Below are 25,601 nucleotides of genomic sequence, written 5' to 3' on the forward strand. Positions count from 1 at the left end.
AACCCATGGCTGACGTCACCATTGAATCAGTCTCCGCCGTTGTCGGTCAGATCTACGAGGCCGCCTATGATCAGGAGCGCTGGTTTGATGTGGTAACCAGCCTGCGCGATCTCCTTAATGGCTCGCGATCCTGCATCGTGCGGCTCGATCCAAGGACGAGCAACGCGGTTTCAACGGTTTATGATCCCGAGTTCGTTTCGCTGGAAGTAACAGCGGCTCACATGCGTGACCCCATCAGCACGGTCGCGGCAGCACTGCCGGTGGGCAAAATCTATGATCGCACACGAATAACGGAAGACGGAGCCGGATTCCGCCGTCGTGAGCTTTGGCAGGAATGGTACAGGCCGCGCGACATGCATCACGGGCTCGCCTCCAATCTTCTGGCTTCGAACGGCTCCTATTGGTTTTTCGATATCCACCGCGGCTCAAGGCAGGAAGCGTTCGGTGGCGACGACATCGACCTGCTGCAGAAGATCGTACCGCATATGCTGCGCGCCGGGCAGATCGGCCGGCGGCTGGAGAACACGTCGGCGCTGGCATCGGCCTTCTCGCACCTGCCCTTCGGCGTGTTTCTGGTCAATGGCCACCAGCAAATCGCGCAGATGAACGAGGCCGCCGAGGCAATGCTGGCGCGGCCCGACAGCCCTCTGGCGCTGAATGGCGGCTCGATCGTCGCCTCCAATCCCAGGGATGCGCAGGAGCTTCAGCAGCTGGTCGCGGATGCCTGCTCGTTGCGGGACGGCGCCATGCCCGGAACCGGAGGAACGCTGATGGTGCCGTCGGATCACAAGCGATCCGACCTGACGCGGCTGGTGCTGTCGGTTGCGCCATTCGTCGATGCCCGAGCCTACGGTCTGGCCTCGGAACGTTGCGCGGTGATCATGGTCACGGAGGTCGCCCGCCGCATCCCCGATGGCTTCGAGACACATGTCCGCAGCCTGTTCGATCTGACGTCGGCCGAAGCCCGGCTTGCCGCCGCATTGGCGTCCGGGCGGACGCTGAAGGAAGCCGCCGCAAGTTCGAATATCACCGTGAAGACCTGCCGCACTTATCTCGAACGGATTTTCTCCAAGACCCGCACCCGGCAGCAGAGTGAACTGGTTGCACTGCTCAAAAGCACGGAACCGCTCAGCGGGCGTGGCTGCTAGCCGGTGCGAGCCCTGTCTCTTAGATTTGCTAATTCTTTGATCTGCTAATTCTAACTAGAGACAGTCAGCGTAGTGCTCCCGGCAAGGGCTCGGCGCTCCTGAGCAACGCGACAAGCTGGCTTTGCTGGCGGGTTCCGGTTTTGGCGAAAATCCGTTCGAGATAAGTGCGGCCGGTCTTCACGGTGATGTTCAGTTCGTGCGCGGCATCCTTCAAGGGCCGCCCTTGCGAAAGGACCGAGGCCAGGCGCGACTCGGATGGCGTCAGATCAAATAGCCCGGCAAGTAGGGTTGGCGAAGGCACGATGGAACTGGCACTCATGGCCGTCGCCGCAACCAATATGTCCGCGCCCGAGAAGATCTCGTGCGCGACACGGCGCAGCGGCAGAACATGGATAACCAACGCCGGCTGGTCCTCCTTCGCCGGAATTGGAATGGAGCGCACGACACGATCTTGCCGGTTGTGGGTGATGGCTTCCTGGAAAAGCGCATTGGCGGACGCATTGGCAAGTGTGATGCCGCCATGAGCGGTCGCGATGAAAACGGATGGCATATTTTCCAGCAGGACATTGGCCGTCAGCACGCGACCCGATGCGGTCATTACCGCGGCCGGCAGCCCGATGGCCTCGAGCGCCGAGACGGTCGCCCTGGCTTGTTCCATTCCCAGTCGCGCCGACACCAGCCCGGCCCGGGCAAAATGGGGACGAAGCTGGTCGAGCCGGTCGACCGACGCCTGATCGTAGACGCTATCCCTTGTCCAACGCTGAAAGACGAATGTGACGAGCTCCCCGCTCGGCACCGGGATTGCAGCGCAAAGGTGGGCACCGATACCTGCCGCTCTCAGGCGCGTCCGCTGTAGATCACGCTCAATCTCCTCGGCGGTCATGAAAGCTTCTACATGGACGAAGCTCGCCGGTTGCATGTCGTACATCCGCATGACGCCAGGCGACAACTTCCAGTTATCGCCCGTCATGAATTCATCGAACACGGGCCGTATGTTTTCGAGGGATCTGGCATGACCTGGTGAATCGTCGCTGAATCTGCCTCGAACAGGAGAGCCATCGCTGAACACAAAGATCGAACCGCTGGCAGAGCCCGAAAGGCCGCTGGCCGCTTCGAGCACGCCCGGCCATAAATCCGGAACGAAGGCGGCCTCGTAGATCTTGTCCGTAAGGTCGTCGAACATGGGACGCAAAGCCTTTTTCGGAGTCTACCGACGCAGACCGCCAACGCTCCCAGACGCTAACCGATTCCCGCACGACCAAAATGCCACGCTGAAAGCTGAGGTCAACTCTGGATTGCTAATGGTTGCGGGTTTTGAAGCGAAGCGTAGACGCGTTCCAACTCAGCAGGCGTGGCGGGCAGCCGACCTTTAAAACACCCGACAGTCGGCATATGCCGATTGTTAGGGCCAGTCCTTTCGTTCAGATTTCGGCTTCGATTGCGGTGGCCTGCCCTTGAAAAGGTGGGCCGCTGATGATGCGGGGCTGATCGATGTTGGAAACCGGGCACGCTGTCGCGGCGGGGTTGTTTCCGTTCGCCATTTCCTATGCGCTTTTGGCAATGCTGCCGGGCGCCAATTTTGCTGTCGTCGCGCAGGCCGGGCTAACCGCTTCGCGTGCCACGGCGCTTTCGGCTGCCGCTGGTATTGCCCTTGGCGCGAGTTCGCTGGCGGCGATCGTCGCGACGGGAGCCGGCGCGCTGCCGCCGGGGGGCATCGCACACCAGATGGCGGCCAGCCTTTACGGCGCAATCCTGGTCTTTATCGGCTGGAATTCGATGCGGCGGGCGCTGTCGATCAAGGCCGGCGTCAACGAGCCGAAGCCGGTTCCAATCGCTCGATACTTTCGGCTGGGGTTTATCACGGCAGCGGCAAATCCTGCCACAGCGCTGTTTTTCGCATCCTCGACGCTGAATTTAAATGCTCGCGGGGCAACTCACCTGTCCGTGGTCGCATTGGTGTTTTCCATCGCGATCGCCTGGTTTGGTCTTCTCGGCCTTTCCATTTCCCAACCGGCTGCACGGCGATTTTATAGTCGTTTCCGAAAGCATGCGGACATCATCCTGGGAGGAGCCCTGGTTGCGTTCGGCTTTGCCGCACTTGGTTATTGAGAAAAATACACGCAGCCGCCGCTGTTGCGCGGACGTCAAACGACAAAACCCGCCGGACGAGGTCCAGCGGGTTTGGAACCGGCGACGGAAATCCGTCTGTTGCGGCTCTGGCTTCCAAGACGTGACCTCTGACCGAAGCACCACTGCACAAAAATGCGGCTTGATGCTATCGGGCGAGATACGCTTGAGATCAAAGCCCCTGGCGGGCAATCCTCTCGATGTCGCCACGGTTGATGCCGAGGTCGTTGAGCTGACGAGCGTTCAAGCGGTTCAGTTCGCGCACGGTCTCATTGTACATGCGCCAGTTACGGAAAGCGCGGATCGGGTTCATGGTAGTCCTCCATCGTTTCGATGCCGCTCAAATAGGCATCGTTGATGAAAAGTTGAACAGACGCTTTTGCATGGCCGCAATGCGTTTGTTGCATTGCACAATTAAGCTCTTGTTCAGCTTGTTACCGACCGTCAGCCGACATCGAGCACGATCTTGCCGATGTGGTCGCCCTCCTCCATCCGCTCATGCGCCCGCCACGCTTCCTTGAGCGGGAAGATCATGTCCATGACGGGTGCGACCTTGCGGGTGCCGAGCAATGGCCACACCTGCGCCTCAAGTGCTGCGGCGATTTCCGCCTTGAATTCGGCCGTGCGCGGCCGCAGCGTCGAGCCGGTATGGGTGAGCCGCTTGACCATGAGCTTCGAGAAATCAGCGCTTGCGACTGCTCCACCCTGCGTGGCGATCTGGACGATGCGGCCTTCCACCGCCGCGGCCTCGTAATTTCGCGCCACATAGTCGCCGCCGACCATGTCGAGGATGACGTTGGCGCCACGGCCGCCGGTCGCGTCCTTGACCGCCGCGACAAAATCCTCCTCGCGATAGTTGATCGCCCGATCGGCGCCGAGCTTCAGACAGGCGGCGCACTTGTCCTGGCTGCCAGCTGTGGTGATGACATAGGCGCCGAAGGCCGAGGCAAGCTGGATCGCCGTGGTGCCGATACCGGACGAGCCGCCATGCACGAGCAGCGTCTCACCGCTCTTCAAGGCCCCGCGCTCAAAGACATTGTGCCAGACGGTGAAGTAGTTTTCCGGCACTGCCGCCGCTTCGGTGTGGGTAAAGCCGGCGGGCAGCGGCAGCACGCTGCCGGCGTGAACCTTGACATATTCGGCGTAGCCGCCACCTGGCGTCAGCGCGCAGACCCGGTCGCCGACGCGCCAGCGCGATATCTCGTCGCCAAGAGCTGCAACTTCGCCCGACGCTTCGAGGCCCGGCAGGTCCGACGCACCGGGTGGCGGCGGGTAGGCGCCCTTGCGCTGCTGCACATCCGGCCGGTTGATACCGGCGGCGCGCACCCGGATCAGGATTTCGCCGGGACCCGGCACGGGTACGTCGCGCGTCTCCGGTTTCAACACCCGCGGCCCGCCGGGTTCCGAGATCGCAATGGCGGTCATCGTCGCCGGAATCTTGTTCTGTCCACTCACCATGAATTTTCCCGTCTCGCTTCGCCAGTTTCTTGCCAGCTGCCAGTTTTCTTGTCGACTATTTGCATCCGTGCCTCTGCCCTATGTATGCTGATTGCCAAATCAGGCAAATGGCCACTGCAGCACCGGGCGTCCGATTGGACGCGCAAAGGACGCTGTAGCAGTCTAATTTTTGCGCATCAGCGAGGAGCGACGATGGCGATCTTCGACGACGAACCCAAAAAGAAAGCGCGCCCGCACGAGATCGGCCAGGACCTGTCGCTGCTCTCGGTCGACGAACTGTCCGAGCGGATCGGCATCCTGCGCGCCGAAATCGGCCGGCTCGAAGCCGAGCTCAAGTCCAAGGGCACCACCAAGTCGGCGGCCGAGGCGCTGTTCCGCCGCGGATAGTTTCCAGAGCCGAAAGGCCCGCCGCCGAAAAGCCCGAATGCGACTGTCTTCAGATCCTCCCCCATTCCAGCCGGATCAGCTAAATGTTTGCAAGCTACCGACCGATCCTCTCGCTGCTTCGCGGCACCGCTTTCCTGCTGGCGGCGACCGGGCTGCACGGACTGCTATTGCCGCTGCGCGGCCAGTTGGAAGGTTTCTCGACCGCATCGCTCGGCCTGATGGGCACTGCGTGGGCCGGCGGCTTCGTCACCGGCTGCTTCTTTGCGCCGCGCATCGTTCGCCGCGCCGGCCACGTACGCGCTTTCGGCGCCTTTGCGGCATCGGGAGCCATCGTCGCACTGCTCACCGGCCTGATCATAGACGAATATTTTTGGATCCTGCTGCGCGCATTCACCGGGTTTACCATGGCCGGCGCCTTCATGGTCATCGAAAGCTGGCTGAACGAGAAGTCCACCAACGAGAACCGCGGCGCCGTCTTCGGCCTTTACATGATGGTCACCTATGCCTCGATCATGGGTGGCCAGATGATCGTGGCCGGGGGTGACGTGAAGTCGGCCTCGCTGTTCATGATCACCGGTATCCTGTTCTGCCTGTCGCTCATTCCGACCGCGGTCTCGACGGCTTCGCACCCCAAGCCGCTGCAGGACGTCTCGCTCGACGTCCAGGGGCTCTACATCAATTCGCCGGTGTCGGCGATCGCCTGCCTTTTGATCGGCATCGCCAACGGCGCCTGGGGCACGCTCGGTGCCGTCTATGGCGCCCGCATCGGCATTTCCACGGCCGAGATCGCGCTGATGATGAGCTTGGTGGTCGTCGCCGGCGCCGCCATGCAACTTCCCGCAGGGCGTCTTTCCGACAAGACCGACCGCCGCTTTGTGCTTGCGGGCCTGGCCTTCGGCGCGGCGTTGTTCGCCCTCGCGGTCTTCCTATTCGAGCCGCGCTCCGGCGTCTTCGTCATCGTCTGCACTGCCGCCTACGGCGCCTTTGCCTACACGCTGTATTCGATCGCCGTGGCCCATGCCAACGACCACGCCAGGGCGGAGGATTTCGTCAAAGTGTCGGGCGGCCTGCTGCTGCTCTATGGTTTCGGCACGATGATCGGGCCGCTGCTGGCCGCCGGCCTGATGGGCTGGATGCGGCCGGAGGCCCTGTTTCTTGCGACTGCCTTTGCGCATCTTTGCCTGGCAGGCTACACGCTGCTGCGCATCAGCCGGCGCGCGCCGGTGCCGATCGAGGACCGCGACGCCTTCAAGACGCAACCGGCCGAGCGCTCGATCACGCCGGAAGCGCTGCGGCTCGATCCGCGCAGAAAGCCTGAAACCAACGGTTGAGATTTGGAAAACTTTGCCTCACAAATAAGGCATGATGTTTTCCGACGCCTTCATGGCGATTGCCGACCCCAACCGGCGCTATCTCTTGGAAGAGCTCCGGCGCGGCCCAAAGACCGTCAACGAACTGGCCGCCGGCTTGCCGGTCTCGCGCCCGGCGGTGTCGCAACATCTGAAAGTGCTGCTCGATGCCGGACTGGTCAACGCCAAGCCGGAAGGGACAAGACGCGTCTACACGGTCAGCAGCGCCGGCTTCCTGAAGCTCAACATCTGGCTCGACCAGTTCTGGGATGCAGAGCAGCTGGGTTGACCGCAGAGCGCCAACGCACCTCGGGCAAGCTGATCGCGCCATAGAAGGTGGCAGGAAGGTGCCGGACGGGAACGATCTTCACGTCGTCAACTGCCTGCTGGCAACGCTGCAGAGGGAATTTGACGAGTTGGATACTCGATGACGATCGTCGGCTTCGGCACGCTGCGCCGGCATTCGGTGTCGAGGTAGTTCACCCCGCTACTTACCTGACCTGGCTATGGGCGACGATGGCATCGACAATCGTGAGCCAATCGTTGGGATGCAGCTCATGGCCGCCGCCTACGATACGGACAAGGTTGGCACCGGCAACTGCGTCGGCAAGGGCGGCGCCATGCTCGACCGGAAAGATCGGATCCTCGGTGCCGTGGATGACGAGGAGCGGGACCTTCAATGGCTGCAGCCCGCCCTTCCGGTCCTCGCCGCCCCGATCTTCGCCGCTCTTGAGCATGAAATGATTGGTCGCGCTCAAGAAGCCGCCCGATCGGTCGTAATCCTGTTCGACGAACGCTCTCGTCCGCTTCTCATCGAAAGGATGCGCGGTGCCGGCGATCGCATGCGCGTCCTTGACGACGAAATCGATGGCCTGATCACGATCCGACCAGTCGACATCAGCGCCTTCGGCCGAATGCCTCCTATAAGCCTCGGTCATCCCAGGCAGATGCGACGTGTCGGTTTCCACAGGAGAAGTGCTGATCGCCGTAAGCGAAATGACCCGCGACGGGTGTTTCAGCGCGACAAGCTGCGCCATCATGCCGCCCATCGACATGCCGACGACATGCGCTTTCGCGACGCCGTGTCTGTCGAGGACGCGGATGGCGTCGTCGGCCATGTCGTCGAATGTGTAAGGCGGCTTCCCCGGCACATATTTGGTCGAACGGCCGGTATCGCGATTGTCATAGCGGATCACGAATAGACCCTCGTCGGCCAGCTTCCGGCAGAACGCCTCGGGCCACCAGAGCATCGAAGCCATGGCGCCCATGATCAGCAGCATCGGTGGATGCGCGGGATCGCCAAACGTCTGGGACGCGATTTCGAGTTCCGCAGCCTTCATCATGATCGGTGTCTCCTCTCCGCAAACCAATTGCATTTTGCAATCGGTTGCACCATAATAAAACTGATATAATAATGCAACCGGTTTCTTTCGGAGAATCGCATGAGCATCGATCGCCGGTCTGGGTGTCCGATCAACCTGTCCCTTGAAGTGTTTGGCGACCGGTGGAGCCTGATCATCCTTCGTGACATGATTTTCGGAGGCAAACGCCACTTTCGCGAGCTGCTCAACGGGTCGCTGGAAGGCATCGCTTCCAACATCCTCGCCGATCGGCTGAAGCGGCTGATGGAGCTCGGCATGCTGACCAGGGCCGACGATCCCACCCACAAGCAGAAGGCGATCTACTCCCTCACCGAAATGGCGATAACACTGGTGCCGATCCTGGCGCATCTCGGCGCCTGGGGTCGCGTCTGGCTACCGGTCAGCGAGGAACTCTCGATCCGCGCCGAACTTTTGGAAAAGGGCGGCCCGCCAATGTGGGAAAAGTTCATGGACGAGCTGCGCCACGAACATCTGGGCACGCCTTCCGACACGCCGCCGGAAGCTACCGTGCGTGCGACCATGCAGGCCGGATACCAGGCGGTTGTCGCCCGAAAGGCGCCGGGGGCCGGGTGCGATCCGAGCGTCTGACCAACTTATTTTCCCCATGGCAGGTCGGCTCTGCTATTAAGGGATTGAAAACTATAATTTACGGGATTGGAAAAGCCCTTGGTCGAGAACTCTAAGGATACTGCGCGCGCGCGAGCAGATTTGCGTTTCAAGAAGCAGGAAGAGGCAGCCACGGTGCGTCAGAAGGCGATGGCCGAATATGTCGCCGAGAGCGACGCCCGCCAGATTAAGACCAACAAACTGCGGGCATTGCGCCTCGCCAAGGAAGCGGAAGACCTCGCCAATGCGCCGGCTGCTCCGGTGAAGAAGCCGGCGCGCGCCAAGAAAAAATAGAGCTGGCCCGTCACGACCGGCGCCGGCATTTCCGGCGACAGATCGGACAATAATGAACGGGTCGGCATCGAACGGCCGACACCGATCCAGGGCTTAGCCACTAATTCATGTTTATGTCACGGGTGGCCGCCCGCATCGACACCGAGAAGCCGGCCAGGACGTCGACCAGTGCGATGACCATCAGCGTGAAGAAAACGGAGTGCGCCGCGCCCTTCACCAGCAGGAACTCGACCAGAAAAGCCACGAAGACGAAGGTCGACAACAGGTGGTCCATGATCGAGGCGCTAGTCGTACGTGTCGATTTCACGATTTCGACGAAGAAGAGGATCAGCCCGATCAGCACGATCAGATCGCCGAGCGTCATCGAGAACACCCCGCCCGACATCATGCGGATCGAGAACATTTCGCTTGCCCAGGGATCGTCGCCGCCGCCGAATATTCCCAGAAGCCCGAGATTATAGAGGACGAAGGGCACGATCAGCAGCGGGATGGCACCGAACATCAGGCGGCTCCGGTTGGACTGCCTTCTGTAGAATGCGCCCGGCGTTCGCCGTCAAGAATTTTCGTGTGCGACCGCGAACACGGACAAAGACGGTGCGAAATAACAATGTCAGCCGGAAACACCTTCCGGCTGACATTCGATATGTCGAAGCTCAGCGCTTGAACTGTCCGGCGCGCACGGCGGCGCCGATGACGTTGAGAATGATATGGCCGGCAGTCATCGAGGTGATCTCGTTGATGTCGCGGGCAGGTGCGATCTCGACGATGTCCATGCCGACGACTTTTCCCTTGGCGAACAGTCCCTTGATCAGTTCGATCGTCTGGCGATAGGTGACGCCGCCCGGCTGCGGCCCTTCGACCGCCGGCATCACGGCCGGATCGAGCCCGTCGGCATCGATGGTGAGATAGTACCGGCCGCCATCCGGAATGCGCTTGAGCAGCGCGGCGGTACCGATATCCTGCCATTCGTCGGTGGTGATGATGTTGGCCCCATAGGCCCGGGCTGCTTCGACTTCCTCCGTGCGGGCGCTGCCCTGGCCGCGAATGCCGACCTGGAAAATCTCCTTGATGTGCGCCATTTCGGAGGCGCGGCGGATGGTGCTGGAGTAGCCTTCCTTGACGCCGTTGACGTTGTCGCGCCAATCGAGATGGGCATCGAGCTGCACCAGCGTGATCGGACCCTCGCCGTCGAGCGCCCGGAAGATCGGGATCGGGACGCCGTGATCGCCACCGATGGTGATCGGCAGCGCGCCGGCCGCGCGTATCTTGCGGATCGCCGCTTCGGCGCGCTTGTAGTGCCCAACATGGTCGGCGGCGTTGCCGGGAACATCGCCAACGTCGACAACCCTGATATCCTGGCCGGCAAAGACAGGGCCGCCAATGTCGAAATCATAGCGGTCAAGCGCCTGGCTGATGCGCTGCGAAGCGCGGCGCACGGCGGTCGGCGCGTTCGTCTGGTCGTTGATCAGTTCGTCGATCGTGTAGGGATCGCCATAAGGCATGCCGATGATGGCAACGTCGGCTTTCAGCGTATCGAGGTCCTCCGCTAGCGGGAAGTTCAGGAATGTCTGAAACACATCGCGTGGCGCGGTGGTGAGCTTGGGCATAGGGTCTCCTTTGTGTTGAAAGTCTTTGTGATCAGGCGCCACGGCGGGCTGCGAGATGAGGTTGCAGCCTATGCTCCAGGCTGCGCGAGATCGCTGCCACAAGGGCGGTCAGCCCCCAGTACAGCAATGCGATGGCGGTGAAGATCTCCACTGGCGAGAAGGTGCGGCCGATGATGTTCTGCGCCACGTAGGTGAGTTCCGGTACGGTGATCGCCGACAGGATCGCCGATTCCTTGATCAGCGTGATGGTGAGGTTGGTGGCCGCGGGCAGGATGTAGCCGATCACTTGGGGCACAAGGATCTTGTAAAAGATGGTGAGGTAGCGCATCCCCAGTGCATAGCCTGCCTCTACCTGCCCATGCGGTATCGACTGGATCGCACCTCTTATGATTTCGGCGGAATAGGCGCTGGCATAGGCCGACAGCGCGCCGACCGAGACGATTATCGGCGAAAGCCTGACGCCGAACATCGGCAATGCATAGAACAGCAGGAAAATCTGGATCAGGAACGGAATGTTGCGGAATATCTCGACATAGGCCGAGACGATGACTGCCGGCAGTCTTCCGCCCCGTAGCCTGATCAGCGCCAGCACGGTTCCAAGGGCTAATCCGAGCGGCAACGACACGACGCACATCAGCACCGTATTGCCAAACCCCTTGGCCAGTATCTGCCAATTGTCCGCTATGAGGGAGAAGTCGAAGCTCATGCGCGAGCTCCCCCCGCGCTGCGTTCCAGATGCCTGGTCAGCAGGCTGCAGGAGAACAGCACGATGAAATACAGCACCGCCGCGATGCAGAAGGCCTCGACCGGCCGGTAGGTGGCGTTCATGATATTCTGCGCCGTGCGGGTCAGTTCGACCACGGCAATCACCGACAGGATCGATGACGCCTTCACCAGCATGGTGAACTCGTTGACCATCGGCGGGATGATGGCGCGGAAAAGTTGCGGCAGGATAACCTTGAACCAGGTCACCACCGGCTTCAGGCCTAGCGCCTTGGCCGCTTCATATTGGCCCGCGGGGATGCGCGTCAGCCCGGCGCGCAGGATTTCGGCCACGAAGGCGGCGCTGTTGAAGCTGAGCGCCAGGATGCCCGCCAGCAGCGGCGGCAGGTCGATGCCGACCAAGCCTGGCAGCACATAATAGACGACGAATATCTGGACGATCAGCGGCGTGCCGCGGATGAAGCTGGTGTAGAGCGCACCGATCCAGCGAACGGCACGCCAACGCGACCTGCCGCAGGCGAGCAAGCCGAAGCCGATCACCGTGCCGACGGCAAAGCCCAGCACCGAGACGCCGAGGGTCACGCCGGCACCCATAAGGAATTGCGGCAGGAACCCGAGGGTTCTGGAAAAGTCGAACATCTTTCAACCGGCGGTTTGGCGCCGTCCGGTGCATGTTGCTGGAATCGATTCCGACAGGAGGTCGGCTTCTTCCGCAATGCGCCGGACAATGCGTGGATTCTGCTAGAGAGCTCCTTCCGGCAAATAACCCTCGGCGGGTGTCTTCATCTCGAAGCCGAACCACTTCATCTGCAGCTCTTTCAGCTTGCCGCTGTCCTTGATCTCGCCGATCTTGGCGTTGATGAACTCGCGCAAATCCTTGTCCTCAGGCCGCACGACCCAGGAAAGGTATGAGAATTCGCCGATCGGGCCGACGACCTTGTAGGTGTCGGGCACGTTTTTCATCAGCACGGCCGCCGACGGCGAGGCGATGACGATCGCGTCGACCTGTCCTGAAGCGAGCGCAACGTGGGTTTCCGGGAAAGACGTGAACAGCTTCAACTCGCCAAGGCCGGCGCCACCCTTTGCCTTGAGTTCCTTGTCGTAGGCTTCGATGATCGGCTGCACCGACGAGGCAAGCTGCGTGGCGACGACCATGCCGTTGACGTCCTCCGGCTTCTTGATGCGGTCTTCATTGGCGCGCACGACAATGACATTCTCGAAGGAACCGGTCGGCCGGGTGTAGGCGTATTTCGCCGCCCGCTCGGCATTGATGCCGGTTGACGTCGCCATCAGGTCGAACTTCTTGGCAAGCAGGCCCGGCAGCAATCCCTGGAAAGGCAGGTTGAGCTGTTCGAGCTTCACGCCCAGCTGGCTCACCACATAGTCCAGTATGTCCTTGTTGTAGCCGACGATCTGACCGTCGCGCACGAACTCGAACGGCTCGAAAGCTGCCTCGGTACCGACCACGATGGTGCCGCGCTGCTTGATTTGGTCGATCAGGCCGTCGGCATGCGAGGAGGTCGCGAACGACAGGGAAAACGGCGCGGCGGCGAGCAGAGACAGGACGCGGCGGCGCGAAGCAGAAAAGAACTCACCCATTGTCACCCTCTTTTTTCTTCGGTTTTGCTGTGCTGGTAGGCCCGGCCGCTGTGCTTGAACACGCGGCCGATCATATAGCTCTCGGAATCCTTGATTCCGGGAACATTGGACAATTCGCTGACCAGGAAATCATGCAGGCTTGTCGTCGACGGCAAGGTTAGTTGGATGATGATGTCGAACGGACCGGTCATCGCGTAGACGCTGTCTACGAACGAATATTCCGACAGTTTCCTGGCGACGCTGATGATGTGTTCGCGGTCGACGTCGAGGCCGACGATGGCGGCGATGCCGACATCGCTGCGCAACGGGCGCACGACCGCCTGTATACAGATATCCGGATCTTCGAGGATGCGAGCCATTTTCCGCCGCACCGTCGCCTCGGTCACGCCGATGCGCTTGGCGATGTCGACGCTCGACATGCGCCCGTCGCCTTTCAATTGTGAAAGGACGGCCTGTTCGGTGTCATCGAGATCGCTGGTGCTGACGAAATCCCACATAAAACCTCACATTCATGTCGATTTCCGACGATAGAATGTAAATTTACATAGGAATTCGTCATTTGCAAGCCCGCCGCAAACGAAAACCTGGCCCCGACCGAAGGCTGGCGGGAGGGGCACCGGATATTCGAATGTTGCTGGGATTCGGGAGGAGGCGCGACCCGCCGACAGGTCAGCTCGGCGTCAAACCGGAGGCCGAACGCAAAAGACCGGCCAGAGGCCGGTCTTTCGATAACTCAAAACTTCGGAGAAGCTGCTCTCAGCTCTCCTTGGGCGTCAACACCTGGCGACCGCGATACATGCCGGTCTTCAGGTCGATATGATGCGGGCGGCGCATCTCGCCGGAATTCTTGTCCTCGACATAGGTCGGGGCCTTCAACGCATCGGCCGAACGGCGCATGCCGCGCTTCGACGGAGAGGTTTTTCGTTTCGGTACGGCCATGGATATGCTCCACTACATGGTCAAAACGCCCCAGCTGGCCCTCGTGAAAGGGCCGCGTCAGGGCCGGAATCTGAGAAAGTCGGCTGCCTATACACGCCCCGCGCCGTTTTGGCCAGCGCCGCGGTGAATTTTTTTGAGCTATCGCAGACAGCCGACATATGCGCCGGACCGGCCTGCGCGCCGCTCGATCAGCGCGGCCAGCCGTCTCAGCCCCGGTCCGGGTTTCGCCGGATTGCGCGCGATCGGATTCGGCAAGGTGACGGCAAGCAGCGCCGCCTGGCGACGCGACAATCGTTTTGCCGAAACCCCGAAATGGTGCTGGGCGGCGGCCTCGATGCCATAGATGCCCGGCCCCCATTCGGCGATGTTGAGGTAGATCTCCATGATGCGCCGTTTCGACATCACCATGTCGACATAGACGGCCAGCGGCAGCTCGACCACTTTCCGGACCGAGCCCAGCGGCCGCGACCACAGATAGAGGTTCTTCACGGTCTGCATGGTGATGGTCGAGGCGCCGCGCGTCATCTCGCCGGCTAGCGCGTCGTCGACGACGCCCCTCAACTCGCCAAGGTCGATGCCGCGGTGGAAGCAAAACTGCCCGTCCTCCGACATGATGACCGAATTCGCCAGCGCCGGCGCCACGTCGTCGATCGGGACCCAGCGCCGGTCATAGCCGGAAAACGTCGCCAGATCCTTCAGCATCAGGGTCGACACCGGGTGCACGAACGGCGGCAGATACAGAAACGTCAACACCACTGGTAACAGCGCCAGCACGACTGCGACGGTGATGCCGCGCCGGGCCCAGCGCCGGGGCCAGCGTTTGAGACCGATGCGGTTGCCGCGTTTCGGCCTCACCATGTCCAACCCTTCGGTTTCGTGATCGACGATCGGTTCCGCCAAGCCGCCCAATCCATGCTACTCCCTGCCCCGGCATAATGGCGCTTGGCTTCTTGCGCAACGTCTGAGTGTCGGCTACCGGTCCCGGCCATGACGAAAGACCATCAAATTCCGTTCGAGGCAGCCCTTGTCGCGCGCGCAGGTCCGATCGAGGCGTTGCTCAGGCGGCTCCTCGACGACCGCCCGCTTTCAGGTGAGATCGCGCGGCCGCAACGTCTGATGGCGGCGATGCGCCACGGCGTGCTGAACGGGGGCAAGCGCCTGCGCCCCTTCCTGGTCATCGAAAGTGCCGCGTTGTTTTCCGCGGACGGCGAGGCGGCGCTGCGCGTCGCGGCGGCGCTCGAATGCGTGCATTGCTATTCGCTGATCCATGACGATTTGCCGGCCATGGACGACGACGATTTGCGCCGCGGCCAGCCGACCGTGCACAAGGCCTTCGATGAGGCGACCGCCATCCTCGCCGGCGACGCCTTGCTGGCGCTGGCCTTCGACATCATTGCCGACGAAGCGACCACGCTGCCGGCCGAGCGAAGGGCGGCGCTGGTGCTGGCATTGGCCCGCGCCGCCGGAGCCGGCGGCATGGTTGGCGGCCAGATGCACGACCTCGAGGCCGAGCGTATCAGGCCGGACGAAGCCGGCATCATCCGGCTTCAGGCGATGAAGACCGGCGCCCTGATCCGCTTCGCCTGCGAGGCGGGCGCGATCATTGCCGGCGCGCCATTGGCCGACCGTGAAAGGCTGGCCGAGTTCGGCTCGGCGATCGGGCTTGCCTTTCAACTTGCCGACGACCTGCTCGACCTGACGGCGGACGCGCAGCAGATGGGCAAGGCGACCGGCAAGGATGCAGCCGCCGGCAAGGCGACGCTGGTGGCGCTGCACGGCGCGAACTGGGCGCGGGACCAGCTTCAAGGCCTCGTCGACCAGGCTCATGCCTTGCTTTACCCCTATGGCGAAGACGCCGTGCTTCTGAAGCAAGCGGCGGAATTCGTGGCGACCCGCAACAGCTGACGCTGCTCTTTATGCCGCGCCGTGTAGCCAAGGAGGGTTGGCGAACTGCTCGGCCAGAAAATCCACGAACACGCGGACACGTGGCGACAGGATCCGGCCAGGCGGATAAACGGCGCAGATTGGCGGTCCGTCATGATGATTGTATCCGGTGAGCAGTGCGGCCAGCCTGCCTATCCTGATATCCGGCCCGACCAATATCTCCGACATCCGGATGATGCCGACACCGGCGAGCGCCAGCCGGCGCAGGGCTTCTGTGCTGTTGGCCTCGATGGGGCTGCGGATACGCATGCTTTGCGGGCCATCCGGCCCATCGAATTCCCAGATGTTGAGGCCGCCGCGTGATGTGATGCCAAGGCATGTATGGTGTTGAAGGTCGCCGGGCGTCATCGGTATGCCGTGTTTTTCGAGATACTGAGCTGACGCGCAAATGACACGGTGATTGGGCGCCAGCCGGCGCACCACCAGCCTGGAATCGCTCTGGGCGGCAACGCGCACGGCGACATCCGTTTCCTCAGCCAACAGGTCGACAATCGCATCTGTAAACATCAGCTCGAGCTCAATGGCCGGGAAGCGATCGATGAAAGCCGGTAGCATCGGTACGATCAAACGATGGCCGAAGGCGCTCGGAAGACTGATACGCAGGCGACCGCGCGGTTCTGCGCCGGGTTGAACCGCGATTTCAGCCTCTTTGATGTCGTTCAGGATACGGCGAGCGCTGTCGGCATAGGTGCTGCCTTCCGCCGTCAGGCTGATGCGCCGCGTCGAGCGTTGCAACAAGCGCACGCCGAGGCGGGACTCGAGCCGACCGATGATTTTACTGACGGCCGACGGTGTCATCCGCAGCCGGCGTGCCGCTGCCGAGAAGTCGCCTTCCTCGACAACCGACAGGAACACGCCCATCGCTTCCTGCCGGTCCATCATGCTTATTCCAATTCGTCACAGATGAACCGAAATTATCACCAATTATCGGCGACAGCGATACATAATATGACTCCCTCCTCAGCATACGGAAATGCTGGCGAGGAGGTGCGATGCGTTCAGAACAGCCAAATCTGCGCGATGGCCACGAGCTGCATCGGTGGGCACGTCGCCAGCGCAGCGCCGCAATTGGGCGGTGGTGCCTCCGGATTATCCGCGTGCTCAGTCGGGTGCGGAACAAAGCTGGGGAACCGCTTAAGGCGAAGCGACGGCCGGGCTAGCGCAACCGGCCAATCGGGATGATTTCCGGCGTGGCCGGGCCATATGGCTCGCCCTGCCAGTTGCCGAGCCATTCTTCGACGAGCAGCCCGGTCTTATCCAGCATCTGTGCAAGGCTTTCCTTTGCCGGGAAGGCTATTTTCGACTCGGCGCTGAGCACCCGCCCACTGGCGGGGATTTCATAATGGGTCGAGTAGGTGACGACACCGGTAGCGGGATCGCGCCGGGAATCGTTCCACGCTCTTACCGTGCCTAATCCGGGATGCCTCAATTCCCGTTCGGATTTTTCCGGCGTCCACTCGAGCCATTCCTCCGTCGCTGGATTTCGCGTGTCGAAGATAAAGCGCCCGTCGGGAGCCAGATGTGCCGCGATCGTGGCAAGCACCGCCTCTCGATCTTCCGGCGTCAAAAACACCTGGAAGGCGTGCCCGGTCAAAAGCACCAGATCGAAGCGTCGTCCGAGCCGGACGTCGCGCGCATCGGCCTCGACCCAGTCGACCCTCTGGCCGCCAGCTCTGCGGCGCGCGATGTCGAGCATCGCCGGCGCGGGATCTACGCCGGTCACGCTACGCCGGTCGGCGAGCGCGGCGGCCAACTGCCCGGTGCCGCAGCCGAGGTCGAGAACCGACCCGGCACCCTTGGCAAACCCGACGCAATAGTCGAAGTCGACGCCGCCTTCGTTCTCGATGTCGTAGAACTGGACAAGGTCGGGATCGCTGTAGAGACGGTCGGTCATGGTGGTCATATAGCTGGGTGGTCCTGGCCTATAGCTGGAACGTCGCTTTTATGCGCCTGGCGCATTCCAGCGGCGTCAGCATGCTGGTGTCGATTTCGAGATCGTAGCCGATATTCTTGTGCACGCGGTCATATTGCCAGCGCGCCAGCCCCGGCAAGCGGTCGGCCCGCTGGATTTCGCGAGCCTCGAGAACGTCGAGCGGAGCGAACACGCCGACCAGGTGAAGAGCGAACTTCGACAGCAGTTCTAGATATTCCGGCATTTTGCCGTTGCAGAGCACATCATCGACGATGAGGTTGTTGCCTTGTGCCGCCATCGCGGCGATTGCGTGCCGCATGCCTCGCAAGGTTTGCTCGCCGACCGGCCCGGTTTTGATGACGACCTGCGGCTTGCCGTCTTCCTCGACCGTTTCGTAGGAGAAGCCGTCGGCATGATTCTGGAGGGCCTCGGGCAGCATCTCGACGAACGCGTCCATCTGAACATGCAGAAAGGGTTCGGTGGTCATCGTCTGCAACGCCTTGGCGATCGAACTTTTGCCGGCGCTGCCGACGCCGTTGAGAAGCACGATCTTGGCGGTCATGTTCCAGCACTTTCAGGTGACGGCGAAGCGCAGACTTTACCGATTCCGCACCACAATGCATGCACCGCCGACGCTTTGCAGTTTCTGGCAGATGTTGTCGGCCTTGGCTTTGGAGTCGGCGCCGATCCGGACCGCATAGATGCCACGCCTGCCGATCGGCGAGCGCACCCGGCTGACCACCGGATCATGGCCCTTGAGCAAGGCCGGAAACCGGCGCTTTACACCGTTCCATTGACTGAGCGCCGCGGCGCGGCGGAAGTTGCCAGCCACCTGCACGCCCCATGGCTTGACGTTGATCGACGCCATGGCCACGGTTCTGGACTTGATGACCGGCAGCCTGCGGCAGGCGACCGCGAAGCTCGATTTCTTGTCGAGCGGCCGGATGATGCCGGCATAGGCGGTGTCGGTAAACCTGTCGGCCGGCTCGCCCATAATGTCCAGAACGTAGTTTTCGGTCTCCATCGGCAGGAAGCCACCGGAACTCAGCCAGCGCGACACCCGGGTTTCGCCTGCATTGTAGGCAGCGGCGGCCAGGCCCAGATTGCCGAAGCCGGTTTTCATTTCGGCGAGATATTTTGCCGAGGCCGGGATGGCCTGCTCGATATCGAAGGAATTGGCGAGACCGCGTATCTTGGCTGTGCCCGGCATGAACTGGGCAATGCCTTCGGCGCCGACCGGGCTGACCGCATTGGGATCGAAGCGGCTTTCCTTCCAGATCAGCCGGGCAAAGAAATCTTTGGGCAGGCCGTTCTGGTCTGCATGGACCTCTATCAGGTTGCAAACCCGGTCGAGCAGCCGCTGTTTGGCGGGGCGCGGCGGATCGGCCTTGGCGGCTGTCGGCCAGCCCAGCGCGCCAAACAAGCCCAGCCCAATGAGCAAGACCAGCGTCGCCCAGGGGAGGTGCATCGACCTACTCCGCCGCGGCCTTGCCAACTCGCCCAAACCGCTGCTCGATATAATCGGCGACCATTTTCTCAAAGTCGGCGGCGATCGAAGGACCGCGCAGCGTCGCCGCCTTCCTGCCGTCGACGAACACCGGCGCCGTCGGTGTCTCGCCGGTGCCAGGCAGCGAAATGCCGATATCGGCATGCTTGGATTCACCCGGACCGTTGACGATACAGCCCATCACCGCCACCTTGAGGTTTTCGACGCCGGGATATTTTTCACGCCACACCGGCATGTTCTTGCGCAGATCCGCCTGGATATTCTGGGCGAGTTCCTGGAACACCGTAGAGGTCGTGCGGCCGCAGCCGGGGCAGGCGGCGACGATCGGCACGAACTGCCGGAACCCCATGGTCTGCAGCAGCTCTTGCGATACCTGCACCTCACGGGTGCGGTCGCCATTCGGCTCCGGCGTCAGCGAGATGCGGATCGTGTCCCCAATGCCTTGCTGGAGAAGGATGCCCATCGCCGCGGACGAGGCGACGATGCCTTTCGACCCCATACCGGCCTCGGTGAGGCCAAGATGCAGCGCGTGGTTGGAGCGGGTGGCAAGCTCGGTGTAGACCGCAATCAGGTCCTGCACGCCGCTGACCTTGGCCGACAGGATGATTTTCTCACGGCCAAGGCCGATCTCCTCGGCCATTTCGGCCGAAAGGATCGCCGACTGCACGATCGCCTCGCGCGTCACTTCCTGCGCGGTCAGCGGAAAGCCCCGACCCTGGTTGGCGTCCATCAGCCGGGTCAGAAGCTCCTGGTCGAGCGACCCCCAGTTCACGCCGATGCGCACCGGTTTGTCGTAGCGGATCGCCATCTCGACGATATCAGTGAACTGCCGGTCTTTCTTGTCCTTGAAGCCGACATTGCCGGGATTGATGCGGTATTTCGCCAGCGCCTCGGCGCAAGCCGGATGGTCGGCGAGCAGCTTGTGGCCGATATAGTGGAAATCGCCGACCAGCGGCACATTGATGCCGAGCCGTTCGAGTCGCTCGCGGATGGCGGGCACGGCGGCAGCACTCTCGTCGCGGTCGACGGTGATGCGCACGATCTCGGAGCCGGCGCGATGCAGCGCCGCAACTTGAGCGACTGTCTGGTCGACATCGGCGGTGTCGGTGTTGGTCATCGACTGAACGACGACAGGCGAACCTGCGCCGACCATCACGCCGCCGACATCGACACCGACAGACGTGCGGCGCGGGAAGGGTGAGGAAAAATATCCGGTCATGGCCGGTGCCTTTTATCTAGAAGGTCCGGGCATGAGGTGGAGGAGCAAAGATGGCTTGTCAATGGCGACAGGCAGGCAGACCTAGCAAAACCATAACGAAAGACAGCAGCACCATCTCCGATATCGCCGGCGACCGGAGCCATAATACGCGAAATGTAAAATAAAACCTCTATCCGGCGGCATGGCTGCCACCGGAAAGATGGTTGCGCGCCGAAGCGGCGCGGCTATTCCAGGAAGAGGGTCAGTGCGTGGTCGGTTTCGCTTTCAGTTTTTCAATCTCGTCCTTGAGTGCCAGCTTGCGCCGCTTGAGATTCACGATTTCGAGGTCATCCACTGATGGATGATTCATCGCGTCATCGATTTCGCGTTCGATGTCGCCGTGTTTCCGCTGCAACTCATCAAGATGGGATGCAAGAGACATGATTGGTTCTCCCTTTCATGGTTTCCTCGATTGCAGCCGTCAAGGGGCGTCCACCGCAGGTTCGCTTCTGTGACGGCATAATGACAGTGTGCCACCATCGGGCACCGATGTCGAATGCTGCGTGGTAGCATTCCACGACAATACGAAATGTGATATTGGCTGCGCGCCGGAGCAAGATGCCTCCGGCCTCGCCCAATCAGGCCCATTTTTGGGCGCCGCAGACGTGCAGACGGTAGGTAATGTCCGAACAGGAACAGGCTGATATCCGCCTCGAATATTCTCGGCTGAAGCAGGAGCACGCCGATTTCGACGCGGCCATCAACGCGATGATCGCCATGAACTGCGACCCTCTGCAGATCCAGCGAATGAAGAAGAAGAAGCTTTTCCTGAAAGACCGGCTGATGGCTCTCGAAGACCGGATCATTCCCGATATCATTGCCTGAGCAAATCCACTTACCGTCTCAGCAACCCTGCTCATCCCGCGATCGAAAGCCTTGCGGCGCGTTCGCGCAGCAGGGCAATCAGATCGGCGGTTTTTCCCTCGGAAGTGTCTATCGGGACCACCAGGCATATCGTCGCCTCGACTTTGCCGGGCACCGAAAAGACCGGCGCGGCAAGGCATTTAGTATAGGCGTCGACAAGGCCTGAGGTCACGCAGTAGCCGGCAGCCCCGGCCAGGGCAATATCGGCGATGAAGTCGTCGAGCAGCAATCTGCGGCCGTCCGGCAGGACGAGATCGTCCTCGGACACCATGCCTTCGATCACGGCCCTTTCGAAACCGGCGAGAAGCAACCGCCCGGAAGCGGTCCAGGGAAGCGGGATCTGCAGACCTGTGGCCGAGCTGATCCGGAACGGCCTGGTGCCCGGACTTGAATGGACGATTGTGTAACGTCCGCTTTGCAGCATGCACAATTCGGAGGTCTCGCCTGTCTCGCGCGACAGATTGTCGACCTCCTGACGCCCTCTCCTGAGCAGGTCGTTGCCGCGCACATAGTCCATTCCGTAGAGATAAAGCTTTTTTCCGAAATAGACGCGATTGCCGTCGCCGGCCATTTCCAGCAGGCCAGCATCTACCAGCGAGCGCACAAGCGCATAGGTCGTCGAGCGAGGCGCATTCACGCCCTTGGCGAGATCGCCAATTCCGATCGCACGCTGGGTCGCGTGAAGAAACTCCAGGATCTGGAGCACCCGGTTGAGACCCTTCTCACGAGAGCCCGAAGCCCTGTCTTCGTCCAGCCCGGCGTCCAGCCGAACTGCCAAGGCATTGCCATCTTGCATTACCGGCTCCTGATGTTAGTATCTGTCTTGTATAGAGTACACGCGTCTCTTGTAAGGGACAATCACGTTCATTGCAACGAGGCATGTTGCTCGTCCAAAGGGGAACACAACACGAAGGAGGTCGCCGTGAACGACACATCCAAAAGACGTGAATTTCTGAAATTGGGAATGGCCGGGCTTGCAACGGCCGGAGTGGTGGGCGCAGCAGCAACGGTCGATGTTCAGAAGGCGGCGGCGCAGGCGGCGCCCGACAGCCTGCTGCGTACTGTTCTCGATCGCGGCAAGCTGATCGTCGGCACCGGCAGCACCAACGCGCCCTGGCACTTCGAGAATGATGCCGGCGAACTCGTCGGCATGGACATCACCATGGGCCGGATTCTTGCCAAGGGACTTTTCGACGACCCGACCATGGTCGATTTCGTCATGCAGGATCCTTCACAACGCATTCCGAATGTGACCACCAACAAGGTCGACATCTCGATCCAGTTCATGACCATGACCGCCCAGCGCTCGCAGCTGATCAACTTCTCGCGGCCCTATTACGTCGAAGGCATCGCTCTGCTGACCCTTCCGACCGCCGAGAACAAGACCTTCGACAAGCTGCTTGCCGGCGGTTCGGCAACGCGTATTTCCATCCTGCAGAATGTCGATGCCGAGGCAAATGTGCATATTGTCCTGCCGGAGTCGCAGGTGATGCAGATAGACACCCAGGCCAACGTGCTGCAGGCACTGGAGTCGAAGCGCGTCGACGCCGCCGCCGTCGATCTCTCCACGGTGCGCTGGCTCGCCTCACGCAATCCTGACCGCTACTTCGATGCCGGCAAAAGCTGGTTCAGCATGCTTTACGGCGCAGCGCTGAGGCAAGGCGATCTCGACTGGCTGACCTTTGTCAACGCATCCTTCGCGACTGCAATGTTCGGTCATGAAACGGCGCTCTACGACGCGGCGTTCAAGGACTATTTCGGGCTGGAGCCGCCGGCCCGGCATCCCGGTTTTCCGGTCATCTGATGCAGCTGGCGGAAGGGCAGCAATCGGCGCCCTTCCGCCTCCTTCTCCTCGACGGCCCTCCGCACTGAGGCAGACGCATGGGCTACGCCCTCAATTTCAACCTGATCTGGCGGCATTTCGACAAGCTGTGGGGCGGCCTGCTGCTCAGTCTCGAGCTCGCCGTGATCTCCATAGCGATCGGCATCGTCATCGGGCTGCTTCTGGCCGTCTGGTACGTTTCGGCCGGACGGCTGGTCCGGACCGGCATCGCGGCCTATGTCGAATTCATCCGCAACGTGCCGCTGATCCTGCTCGTCTACCTGGTCTTCTATGGCCTGCCGACCGTGGTCGATATCGCCTACAGCGCGCAGACCTCGTTCGTCGCGACGCTGTCGCTTTATAGCGGCGCCTATCTGGTCGAGGTGTTTCGTTCGGGGCTCGAAGCCGTGCCGCGCGGACAGCTCGACGCCGGCAAGGCGATCGGTCTGACGCCCTGGCAGCGGCTGCTCCATGTGCGTCTGCCGACGATGCTGCGGATAACGCTGCCCGCGCTTTCCAACACCTTCTTATCCCTCTTCAAGGACACGTCCGTCGCCTCGGTCATTTCAGTGCCCGAACTCACCTACGGCGCCCAATGGATCAACTTCAACACGTTCCGGATCGTGGAGGTCTACCTTGTGGTGACAGCGATGTACCTCTTGACGGGCTACGCGCTTCTCTATGCGCTTCGGCTTGTCGAGCGCCGGTTCAGGGCGGCGCACTAACATGCTTGGCCAGATCGCCTATGCCTTGCCCTTCCTGGCTCAAGGTTTTGCCGTGACTTTGTGGGTGTCGCTGCTGGTCGTGGCGTTGTCGCTCGTCGCCGGTGTGATGATGGGCGTCGGCCTTGTCTACGGCCCCGCGCCGCTGCGCTGGGGGGTGCGCATTTTCAGCGACACCATACGCGGCATTCCGATCCTGGTGCTCATCTTCTTCGTCTATTACGGCCTGCCTGCCGTCGGCATCCATCTGGAATCCTTCTGGGCAGCCGTGCTGGCGCTCACTCTGTTCAAGACCGCGCAGGTCATCGAATATCTGCGCGGCGCGGTCGGTTCCATACCGAAAGGGCAGTCCGAAGCGGCAATGGCAATCGGGCTGACCTTTCGCCAGCGACTGGCCTACGTCATCTTCCCGCAAGCGTTCAGGCGCTTCCTGCCGCCATGGATCAATGGCGTCACCGATGCGGTAAAGGGCAGCGCGCTGGTCTCGCTGCTGGGCATCACCGACCTGATGCACGCCATCAACCAGGTCATCGGCCGCACCTACGAGGCGATGCCGCTCTACATCCTCGGCGCGGTCATCTACTTCGCCGTCAATTACGCCCTCTCCCTGGCCAGCCGACGGTTGGAGCGGCGTTTCTCCTTCATCCGGGAATAGCAAGATGTCCATCGCCCCGCCCGCCAATCCGGCGCTTCTCGATATCCGCGACGTTTCCAAATCCTTTGGATCCGTCGAGGTCCTGCGCTCCGTCAGTCTGCAAGTGACCCGAGGCGAAGTGGTGACTGTCATCGGGCCTTCCGGCAGCGGCAAGACCACGCTGCTGCGCTGCGTCAACTTCCTGGAGAGCTACGATAGCGGCTCGATCCGCATCGACGGCAAGGAGGTTGGCTACCGCGAGGCCGGAGCACGCCAGCGCCGCAGCGAGCGCGACCTTGCGGCGATGCGCGCCGAGACCGGCATGGTGTTCCAGAGTTTCAATCTGTTCCCGCATCTGACGGCGGCCGGCAACATCATGCTCGGCCTGCGCAAGGTGCGCGGCAAGAGCAGCGCCGAGGCCCGTGCCATTGCCGAGCACTGGCTGGGCCGGGTCGGCCTTGCACACAAGGCCGACAGCCTGCCGGCCGAGCTTTCCGGCGGCCAGCAGCAGCGCGTCGGCATCGCCCGCGCGGTGGCGATGGAGCCAAAAATCCTGCTTCTCGACGAAATAACCTCCGCGCTCGATCCGGAGCTCGTCGGCGAAGTGCTCGAGGTGGTGCGCAGCCTGGCCGAGGACGGCATGACCATGGTGATGGTCACGCACGAGATGGCCTTTGCGCGCGACGCTTCGAGCCGCATCGTCTTCATGGCGGATGGTGGCGTCAGCGCCGCGGGCCCGCCTGCCGAGATCCTGGGCGCCGAGATCGATAATGAACGCCTTCGCAGCTTTCTGGCGCGGTTCCGCGCCTCGCATTTCTGACATCGGACGGCGAAAGCTGTCGCAAGGAGCCTTTTATGACGCCTTACATCCGGCTCGCCGAATTGGGCCTGACGCTGCCCGAGCCGCCGACGCCGATTGCCAATTTCGTAACCCACGCCGAAAGCGGACGGCTGATCTTCCTTTCCGGCCAGGGTCCATTGCGCGCCGATGGCACGCTTTGCACCGGCAAGGTAGGCGAGGACGTCACGGTGGAGGAGGCCTATAAGCATGCCCGTCTCACCGGCTTGAACCTGCTTGCCGTCATGCATGCCGCAGCGGGCGACCTCGGCCGCATCGTGCGTGTCGTCAAGCTGCTTGGCTTCGTCAACGCGATCCCGACCTTCAGCGATCACCCGAAGGTAGTGAACGGCTGTTCCGATCTTTTCGCCGCTGTCTTTGAAAGCATCGGCGGACACGCACGTTCGGCGATCGGTGTCGGCTCTTTGCCGGGAAACATCACAGTTGAAATCGAGGCGATCGTCGAGATCGCCGCCTGACG

General features: G+C 61.7%; 33 protein-coding genes. 14 read left to right on the forward strand and 19 right to left on the reverse strand.

Annotated elements, in window-relative coordinates; genetic code table 11:
• The first annotated feature begins 5 nt into the window (after positions 1-5).
• A complete protein-coding gene (locus tag NKH73_RS03140; protein ID WP_352927956.1) occupies positions 6-1,148 on the forward strand; it encodes a helix-turn-helix transcriptional regulator in 1,143 nt (380 codons plus the stop codon).
• Positions 1,149-1,212: 64 nt separating this feature from the next.
• Here NKH73_RS03140 and NKH73_RS03145 read toward each other — a convergent pair whose 3' ends face one another.
• Positions 1,213-2,331, reverse strand: a complete 1,119-nt coding sequence (locus tag NKH73_RS03145) for a helix-turn-helix transcriptional regulator (RefSeq protein ID WP_352927958.1) — start codon at positions 2,329-2,331, stop codon at positions 1,213-1,215.
• A gap of 308 nt (positions 2,332-2,639) precedes the next feature.
• Between NKH73_RS03145 and NKH73_RS03150 the strand changes: the two genes are divergently transcribed.
• The gene (locus NKH73_RS03150; protein ID WP_352927960.1) at positions 2,640-3,257 is read left to right on the forward strand and encodes a LysE family transporter; all 618 of its coding nucleotides are present in this window, start codon (positions 2,640-2,642) and stop codon (positions 3,255-3,257) included.
• A 190-nt stretch (positions 3,258-3,447) separates the two neighbouring features.
• On the opposite strand, the gene NKH73_RS03155 is transcribed toward NKH73_RS03150, so the two are convergent.
• On the reverse strand, positions 3,448-3,588 hold the full coding sequence (locus NKH73_RS03155) for a DUF1127 domain-containing protein (protein ID WP_023720976.1): 141 nt from the start codon (positions 3,586-3,588) through the stop codon (positions 3,448-3,450).
• Between the two features lie 131 nt (positions 3,589-3,719).
• Entirely contained in the window at positions 3,720-4,700 is a 981-nt protein-coding gene (locus tag NKH73_RS03160) for an NAD(P)H-quinone oxidoreductase (protein ID WP_435528761.1), read from the reverse strand.
• Between the two features lie 225 nt (positions 4,701-4,925).
• Between NKH73_RS03160 and NKH73_RS03165 the strand changes: the two genes are divergently transcribed.
• The 3 genes from NKH73_RS03165 to NKH73_RS03175 all read left to right on the forward strand — a co-directional run bounded on the left by NKH73_RS03165 (position 4,926) and on the right by NKH73_RS03175 (position 6,758).
• The gene (locus NKH73_RS03165; protein WP_352927964.1) at positions 4,926-5,120 is read left to right on the forward strand and encodes a DUF1192 domain-containing protein; all 195 of its coding nucleotides are present in this window, start codon (positions 4,926-4,928) and stop codon (positions 5,118-5,120) included.
• Between the two features lie 83 nt (positions 5,121-5,203).
• Positions 5,204-6,451 carry an MFS transporter gene (locus NKH73_RS03170; RefSeq protein ID WP_352927967.1) on the forward strand — a complete coding sequence of 416 codons (1,248 nt, stop codon included), beginning with the start codon at positions 5,204-5,206 and terminating at the stop codon, positions 6,449-6,451.
• Positions 6,452-6,482: 31 nt separating this feature from the next.
• The gene (locus NKH73_RS03175) at positions 6,483-6,758 is read left to right on the forward strand and encodes an ArsR/SmtB family transcription factor (RefSeq protein WP_095487281.1); all 276 of its coding nucleotides are present in this window, start codon (positions 6,483-6,485) and stop codon (positions 6,756-6,758) included.
• A gap of 202 nt (positions 6,759-6,960) precedes the next feature.
• Here NKH73_RS03175 and NKH73_RS03180 read toward each other — a convergent pair whose 3' ends face one another.
• A complete protein-coding gene (locus NKH73_RS03180) occupies positions 6,961-7,812 on the reverse strand; it encodes an alpha/beta fold hydrolase (protein ID WP_352927971.1) in 852 nt (283 codons plus the stop codon).
• 99 nt (positions 7,813-7,911) lie between these two features.
• Between NKH73_RS03180 and NKH73_RS03185 the strand changes: the two genes are divergently transcribed.
• Together NKH73_RS03185 and NKH73_RS03190 are read left to right on the forward strand one after the other, a co-directional pair.
• A complete protein-coding gene (locus NKH73_RS03185; protein WP_352927974.1) occupies positions 7,912-8,439 on the forward strand; it encodes a winged helix-turn-helix transcriptional regulator in 528 nt (175 codons plus the stop codon).
• Between the two features lie 120 nt (positions 8,440-8,559).
• A complete protein-coding gene (locus tag NKH73_RS03190; protein ID WP_352927976.1) occupies positions 8,560-8,751 on the forward strand; it encodes a hypothetical protein in 192 nt (63 codons plus the stop codon).
• 100 nt (positions 8,752-8,851) lie between these two features.
• Here NKH73_RS03190 and NKH73_RS03195 read toward each other — a convergent pair whose 3' ends face one another.
• From NKH73_RS03195 to NKH73_RS03230, 8 genes are all read right to left on the reverse strand, one after another.
• Positions 8,852-9,253, reverse strand: coding sequence for a hypothetical protein (locus NKH73_RS03195; protein WP_352927979.1), 402 nt, complete (start codon positions 9,251-9,253; stop codon positions 8,852-8,854).
• A 151-nt stretch (positions 9,254-9,404) separates the two neighbouring features.
• Positions 9,405-10,358 (reverse strand): agmatinase, encoded by a 954-nt coding sequence (locus NKH73_RS03200; protein ID WP_352927982.1) that lies wholly within the window; start codon positions 10,356-10,358, stop codon positions 9,405-9,407.
• A gap of 31 nt (positions 10,359-10,389) precedes the next feature.
• Positions 10,390-11,064, reverse strand: a complete 675-nt coding sequence (locus NKH73_RS03205) for an amino acid ABC transporter permease (protein ID WP_352927984.1) — start codon at positions 11,062-11,064, stop codon at positions 10,390-10,392.
• A complete protein-coding gene (locus NKH73_RS03210; RefSeq protein WP_352927986.1) occupies positions 11,061-11,720 on the reverse strand; it encodes an amino acid ABC transporter permease in 660 nt (219 codons plus the stop codon). The genes NKH73_RS03205 and NKH73_RS03210 overlap by 4 nt, the downstream gene beginning before the upstream one ends.
• A gap of 102 nt (positions 11,721-11,822) precedes the next feature.
• Positions 11,823-12,680, reverse strand: a complete 858-nt coding sequence (locus NKH73_RS03215) for a transporter substrate-binding domain-containing protein (RefSeq protein WP_352927988.1) — start codon at positions 12,678-12,680, stop codon at positions 11,823-11,825.
• A gap of 2 nt (positions 12,681-12,682) precedes the next feature.
• Complete coding sequence (locus NKH73_RS03220) at positions 12,683-13,177, reverse strand: Lrp/AsnC family transcriptional regulator (protein WP_352927991.1); 495 nt, start codon at positions 13,175-13,177, stop codon at positions 12,683-12,685.
• Positions 13,178-13,436: 259 nt separating this feature from the next.
• Positions 13,437-13,619 (reverse strand): 50S ribosomal protein L32, encoded by a 183-nt coding sequence (gene rpmF, locus NKH73_RS03225; protein WP_008834724.1) that lies wholly within the window; start codon positions 13,617-13,619, stop codon positions 13,437-13,439.
• Positions 13,620-13,757: 138 nt separating this feature from the next.
• Positions 13,758-14,528 (reverse strand): biosynthetic peptidoglycan transglycosylase, encoded by a 771-nt coding sequence (locus tag NKH73_RS03230; protein WP_352927993.1) that lies wholly within the window; start codon positions 14,526-14,528, stop codon positions 13,758-13,760.
• Positions 14,529-14,606: 78 nt separating this feature from the next.
• Between NKH73_RS03230 and NKH73_RS03235 the strand changes: the two genes are divergently transcribed.
• A complete protein-coding gene (locus NKH73_RS03235; protein ID WP_352927995.1) occupies positions 14,607-15,524 on the forward strand; it encodes a polyprenyl synthetase family protein in 918 nt (305 codons plus the stop codon).
• Between the two features lie 9 nt (positions 15,525-15,533).
• Here the strand turns inward: NKH73_RS03235 and NKH73_RS03240 are convergent, their stop codons facing one another.
• From NKH73_RS03240 to NKH73_RS03265, 6 genes are all read right to left on the reverse strand, one after another.
• On the reverse strand, positions 15,534-16,445 hold the full coding sequence (locus tag NKH73_RS03240; protein WP_352927997.1) for a LysR family transcriptional regulator: 912 nt from the start codon (positions 16,443-16,445) through the stop codon (positions 15,534-15,536).
• A gap of 274 nt (positions 16,446-16,719) precedes the next feature.
• Positions 16,720-17,457 (reverse strand): class I SAM-dependent methyltransferase, encoded by a 738-nt coding sequence (locus tag NKH73_RS03245; protein WP_352928755.1) that lies wholly within the window; start codon positions 17,455-17,457, stop codon positions 16,720-16,722.
• Between the two features lie 28 nt (positions 17,458-17,485).
• Positions 17,486-18,037, reverse strand: coding sequence for a chloramphenicol phosphotransferase CPT family protein (locus tag NKH73_RS03250; RefSeq protein WP_352927999.1), 552 nt, complete (start codon positions 18,035-18,037; stop codon positions 17,486-17,488).
• A gap of 36 nt (positions 18,038-18,073) precedes the next feature.
• On the reverse strand, positions 18,074-18,943 hold the full coding sequence (locus NKH73_RS03255; RefSeq protein WP_352928001.1) for a lytic transglycosylase domain-containing protein: 870 nt from the start codon (positions 18,941-18,943) through the stop codon (positions 18,074-18,076).
• 4 nt (positions 18,944-18,947) lie between these two features.
• A complete protein-coding gene (gene ispG / locus NKH73_RS03260; RefSeq protein WP_352928003.1) occupies positions 18,948-20,201 on the reverse strand; it encodes a flavodoxin-dependent (E)-4-hydroxy-3-methylbut-2-enyl-diphosphate synthase in 1,254 nt (417 codons plus the stop codon).
• Between the two features lie 241 nt (positions 20,202-20,442).
• Positions 20,443-20,622: a YdcH family protein gene (locus NKH73_RS03265; protein WP_095487303.1), complete on the reverse strand. Its 180-nt coding sequence runs from the start codon at positions 20,620-20,622 to the stop codon at positions 20,443-20,445.
• A gap of 239 nt (positions 20,623-20,861) precedes the next feature.
• Here NKH73_RS03265 and NKH73_RS03270 point away from each other — a divergent pair, with 239 nt between their 5' ends.
• On the forward strand, positions 20,862-21,065 hold the full coding sequence (locus NKH73_RS03270) for a YdcH family protein (protein ID WP_077380473.1): 204 nt from the start codon (positions 20,862-20,864) through the stop codon (positions 21,063-21,065).
• Between the two features lie 31 nt (positions 21,066-21,096).
• Here NKH73_RS03270 and NKH73_RS03275 read toward each other — a convergent pair whose 3' ends face one another.
• Positions 21,097-21,900 carry an IclR family transcriptional regulator gene (locus NKH73_RS03275; RefSeq protein ID WP_352928007.1) on the reverse strand — a complete coding sequence of 268 codons (804 nt, stop codon included), beginning with the start codon at positions 21,898-21,900 and terminating at the stop codon, positions 21,097-21,099.
• A 126-nt stretch (positions 21,901-22,026) separates the two neighbouring features.
• On the opposite strand from NKH73_RS03275, the gene NKH73_RS03280 reads away from it, so the two are divergent.
• From NKH73_RS03280 to NKH73_RS03300, 5 genes are all read left to right on the forward strand, one after another.
• Entirely contained in the window at positions 22,027-22,908 is an 882-nt protein-coding gene (locus NKH73_RS03280; protein WP_352928009.1) for a transporter substrate-binding protein, read from the forward strand.
• Between the two features lie 77 nt (positions 22,909-22,985).
• On the forward strand, positions 22,986-23,651 hold the full coding sequence (locus NKH73_RS03285; protein ID WP_352928012.1) for an amino acid ABC transporter permease: 666 nt from the start codon (positions 22,986-22,988) through the stop codon (positions 23,649-23,651).
• A gap of 1 nt (position 23,652) precedes the next feature.
• Positions 23,653-24,303 (forward strand): amino acid ABC transporter permease, encoded by a 651-nt coding sequence (locus NKH73_RS03290; protein ID WP_352928014.1) that lies wholly within the window; start codon positions 23,653-23,655, stop codon positions 24,301-24,303.
• Positions 24,304-24,307: 4 nt separating this feature from the next.
• Entirely contained in the window at positions 24,308-25,102 is a 795-nt protein-coding gene (locus NKH73_RS03295) for an amino acid ABC transporter ATP-binding protein (protein ID WP_352928016.1), read from the forward strand.
• Between the two features lie 35 nt (positions 25,103-25,137).
• Positions 25,138-25,599 carry a RidA family protein gene (locus NKH73_RS03300; protein ID WP_352928018.1) on the forward strand — a complete coding sequence of 154 codons (462 nt, stop codon included), beginning with the start codon at positions 25,138-25,140 and terminating at the stop codon, positions 25,597-25,599.
• Positions 25,600-25,601: the final 2 nt, after the last annotated feature.

Origin of the sequence: Mesorhizobium sp. M0938, assembly GCF_040319125.1 — a bacterium.
Taxonomy (GTDB): Bacteria; Pseudomonadota; Alphaproteobacteria; order Rhizobiales; family Rhizobiaceae; genus Mesorhizobium; species Mesorhizobium robiniae.

Coding starts and splice junctions, on each gene's coding strand:
- NKH73_RS03250 (WP_352927999.1), bottom strand. CDS start 18,037: ATGACCGCCAAGATCGTGCTTCTCAACGGCGTCGGCAGCGCCGGCAAA.
- NKH73_RS03165 (WP_352927964.1), top strand. CDS start 4,926: ATGGCGATCTTCGACGACGAACCCAAAAAGAAAGCGCGCCCGCACGAG.
- NKH73_RS03150 (WP_352927960.1), top strand. CDS start 2,640: ATGTTGGAAACCGGGCACGCTGTCGCGGCGGGGTTGTTTCCGTTCGCC.
- NKH73_RS03265 (WP_095487303.1), bottom strand. CDS start 20,622: ATGTCTCTTGCATCCCATCTTGATGAGTTGCAGCGGAAACACGGCGAC.
- NKH73_RS03180 (WP_352927971.1), bottom strand. CDS start 7,812: ATGATGAAGGCTGCGGAACTCGAAATCGCGTCCCAGACGTTTGGCGAT.
- NKH73_RS03245 (WP_352928755.1), bottom strand. CDS start 17,457: ATGACCGACCGTCTCTACAGCGATCCCGACCTTGTCCAGTTCTACGAC.
- NKH73_RS03185 (WP_352927974.1), top strand. CDS start 7,912: ATGAGCATCGATCGCCGGTCTGGGTGTCCGATCAACCTGTCCCTTGAA.
- NKH73_RS03155 (WP_023720976.1), bottom strand. CDS start 3,588: ATGAACCCGATCCGCGCTTTCCGTAACTGGCGCATGTACAATGAGACC.
- NKH73_RS03220 (WP_352927991.1), bottom strand. CDS start 13,177: ATGTGGGATTTCGTCAGCACCAGCGATCTCGATGACACCGAACAGGCC.
- NKH73_RS03205 (WP_352927984.1), bottom strand. CDS start 11,064: ATGAGCTTCGACTTCTCCCTCATAGCGGACAATTGGCAGATACTGGCC.
- rpmF (WP_008834724.1), bottom strand. CDS start 13,619: ATGGCCGTACCGAAACGAAAAACCTCTCCGTCGAAGCGCGGCATGCGC.
- NKH73_RS03145 (WP_352927958.1), bottom strand. CDS start 2,331: ATGTTCGACGACCTTACGGACAAGATCTACGAGGCCGCCTTCGTTCCG.
- NKH73_RS03170 (WP_352927967.1), top strand. CDS start 5,204: ATGTTTGCAAGCTACCGACCGATCCTCTCGCTGCTTCGCGGCACCGCT.
- ispG (WP_352928003.1), bottom strand. CDS start 20,201: ATGACCGGATATTTTTCCTCACCCTTCCCGCGCCGCACGTCTGTCGGT.
- NKH73_RS03140 (WP_352927956.1), top strand. CDS start 6: ATGGCTGACGTCACCATTGAATCAGTCTCCGCCGTTGTCGGTCAGATC.
- NKH73_RS03175 (WP_095487281.1), top strand. CDS start 6,483: ATGATGTTTTCCGACGCCTTCATGGCGATTGCCGACCCCAACCGGCGC.
- NKH73_RS03200 (WP_352927982.1), bottom strand. CDS start 10,358: ATGCCCAAGCTCACCACCGCGCCACGCGATGTGTTTCAGACATTCCTG.
- NKH73_RS03295 (WP_352928016.1), top strand. CDS start 24,308: ATGTCCATCGCCCCGCCCGCCAATCCGGCGCTTCTCGATATCCGCGAC.
- NKH73_RS03195 (WP_352927979.1), bottom strand. CDS start 9,253: ATGTTCGGTGCCATCCCGCTGCTGATCGTGCCCTTCGTCCTCTATAAT.
- NKH73_RS03290 (WP_352928014.1), top strand. CDS start 23,653: ATGCTTGGCCAGATCGCCTATGCCTTGCCCTTCCTGGCTCAAGGTTTT.
- NKH73_RS03285 (WP_352928012.1), top strand. CDS start 22,986: ATGGGCTACGCCCTCAATTTCAACCTGATCTGGCGGCATTTCGACAAG.
- NKH73_RS03240 (WP_352927997.1), bottom strand. CDS start 16,445: ATGATGGACCGGCAGGAAGCGATGGGCGTGTTCCTGTCGGTTGTCGAG.
- NKH73_RS03160 (WP_435528761.1), bottom strand. CDS start 4,700: ATGACCGCCATTGCGATCTCGGAACCCGGCGGGCCGCGGGTGTTGAAA.
- NKH73_RS03275 (WP_352928007.1), bottom strand. CDS start 21,900: ATGCAAGATGGCAATGCCTTGGCAGTTCGGCTGGACGCCGGGCTGGAC.
- NKH73_RS03300 (WP_352928018.1), top strand. CDS start 25,138: ATGACGCCTTACATCCGGCTCGCCGAATTGGGCCTGACGCTGCCCGAG.
- NKH73_RS03215 (WP_352927988.1), bottom strand. CDS start 12,680: ATGGGTGAGTTCTTTTCTGCTTCGCGCCGCCGCGTCCTGTCTCTGCTC.
- NKH73_RS03210 (WP_352927986.1), bottom strand. CDS start 11,720: ATGTTCGACTTTTCCAGAACCCTCGGGTTCCTGCCGCAATTCCTTATG.
- NKH73_RS03235 (WP_352927995.1), top strand. CDS start 14,607: ATGACGAAAGACCATCAAATTCCGTTCGAGGCAGCCCTTGTCGCGCGC.
- NKH73_RS03255 (WP_352928001.1), bottom strand. CDS start 18,943: ATGCACCTCCCCTGGGCGACGCTGGTCTTGCTCATTGGGCTGGGCTTG.
- NKH73_RS03270 (WP_077380473.1), top strand. CDS start 20,862: ATGTCCGAACAGGAACAGGCTGATATCCGCCTCGAATATTCTCGGCTG.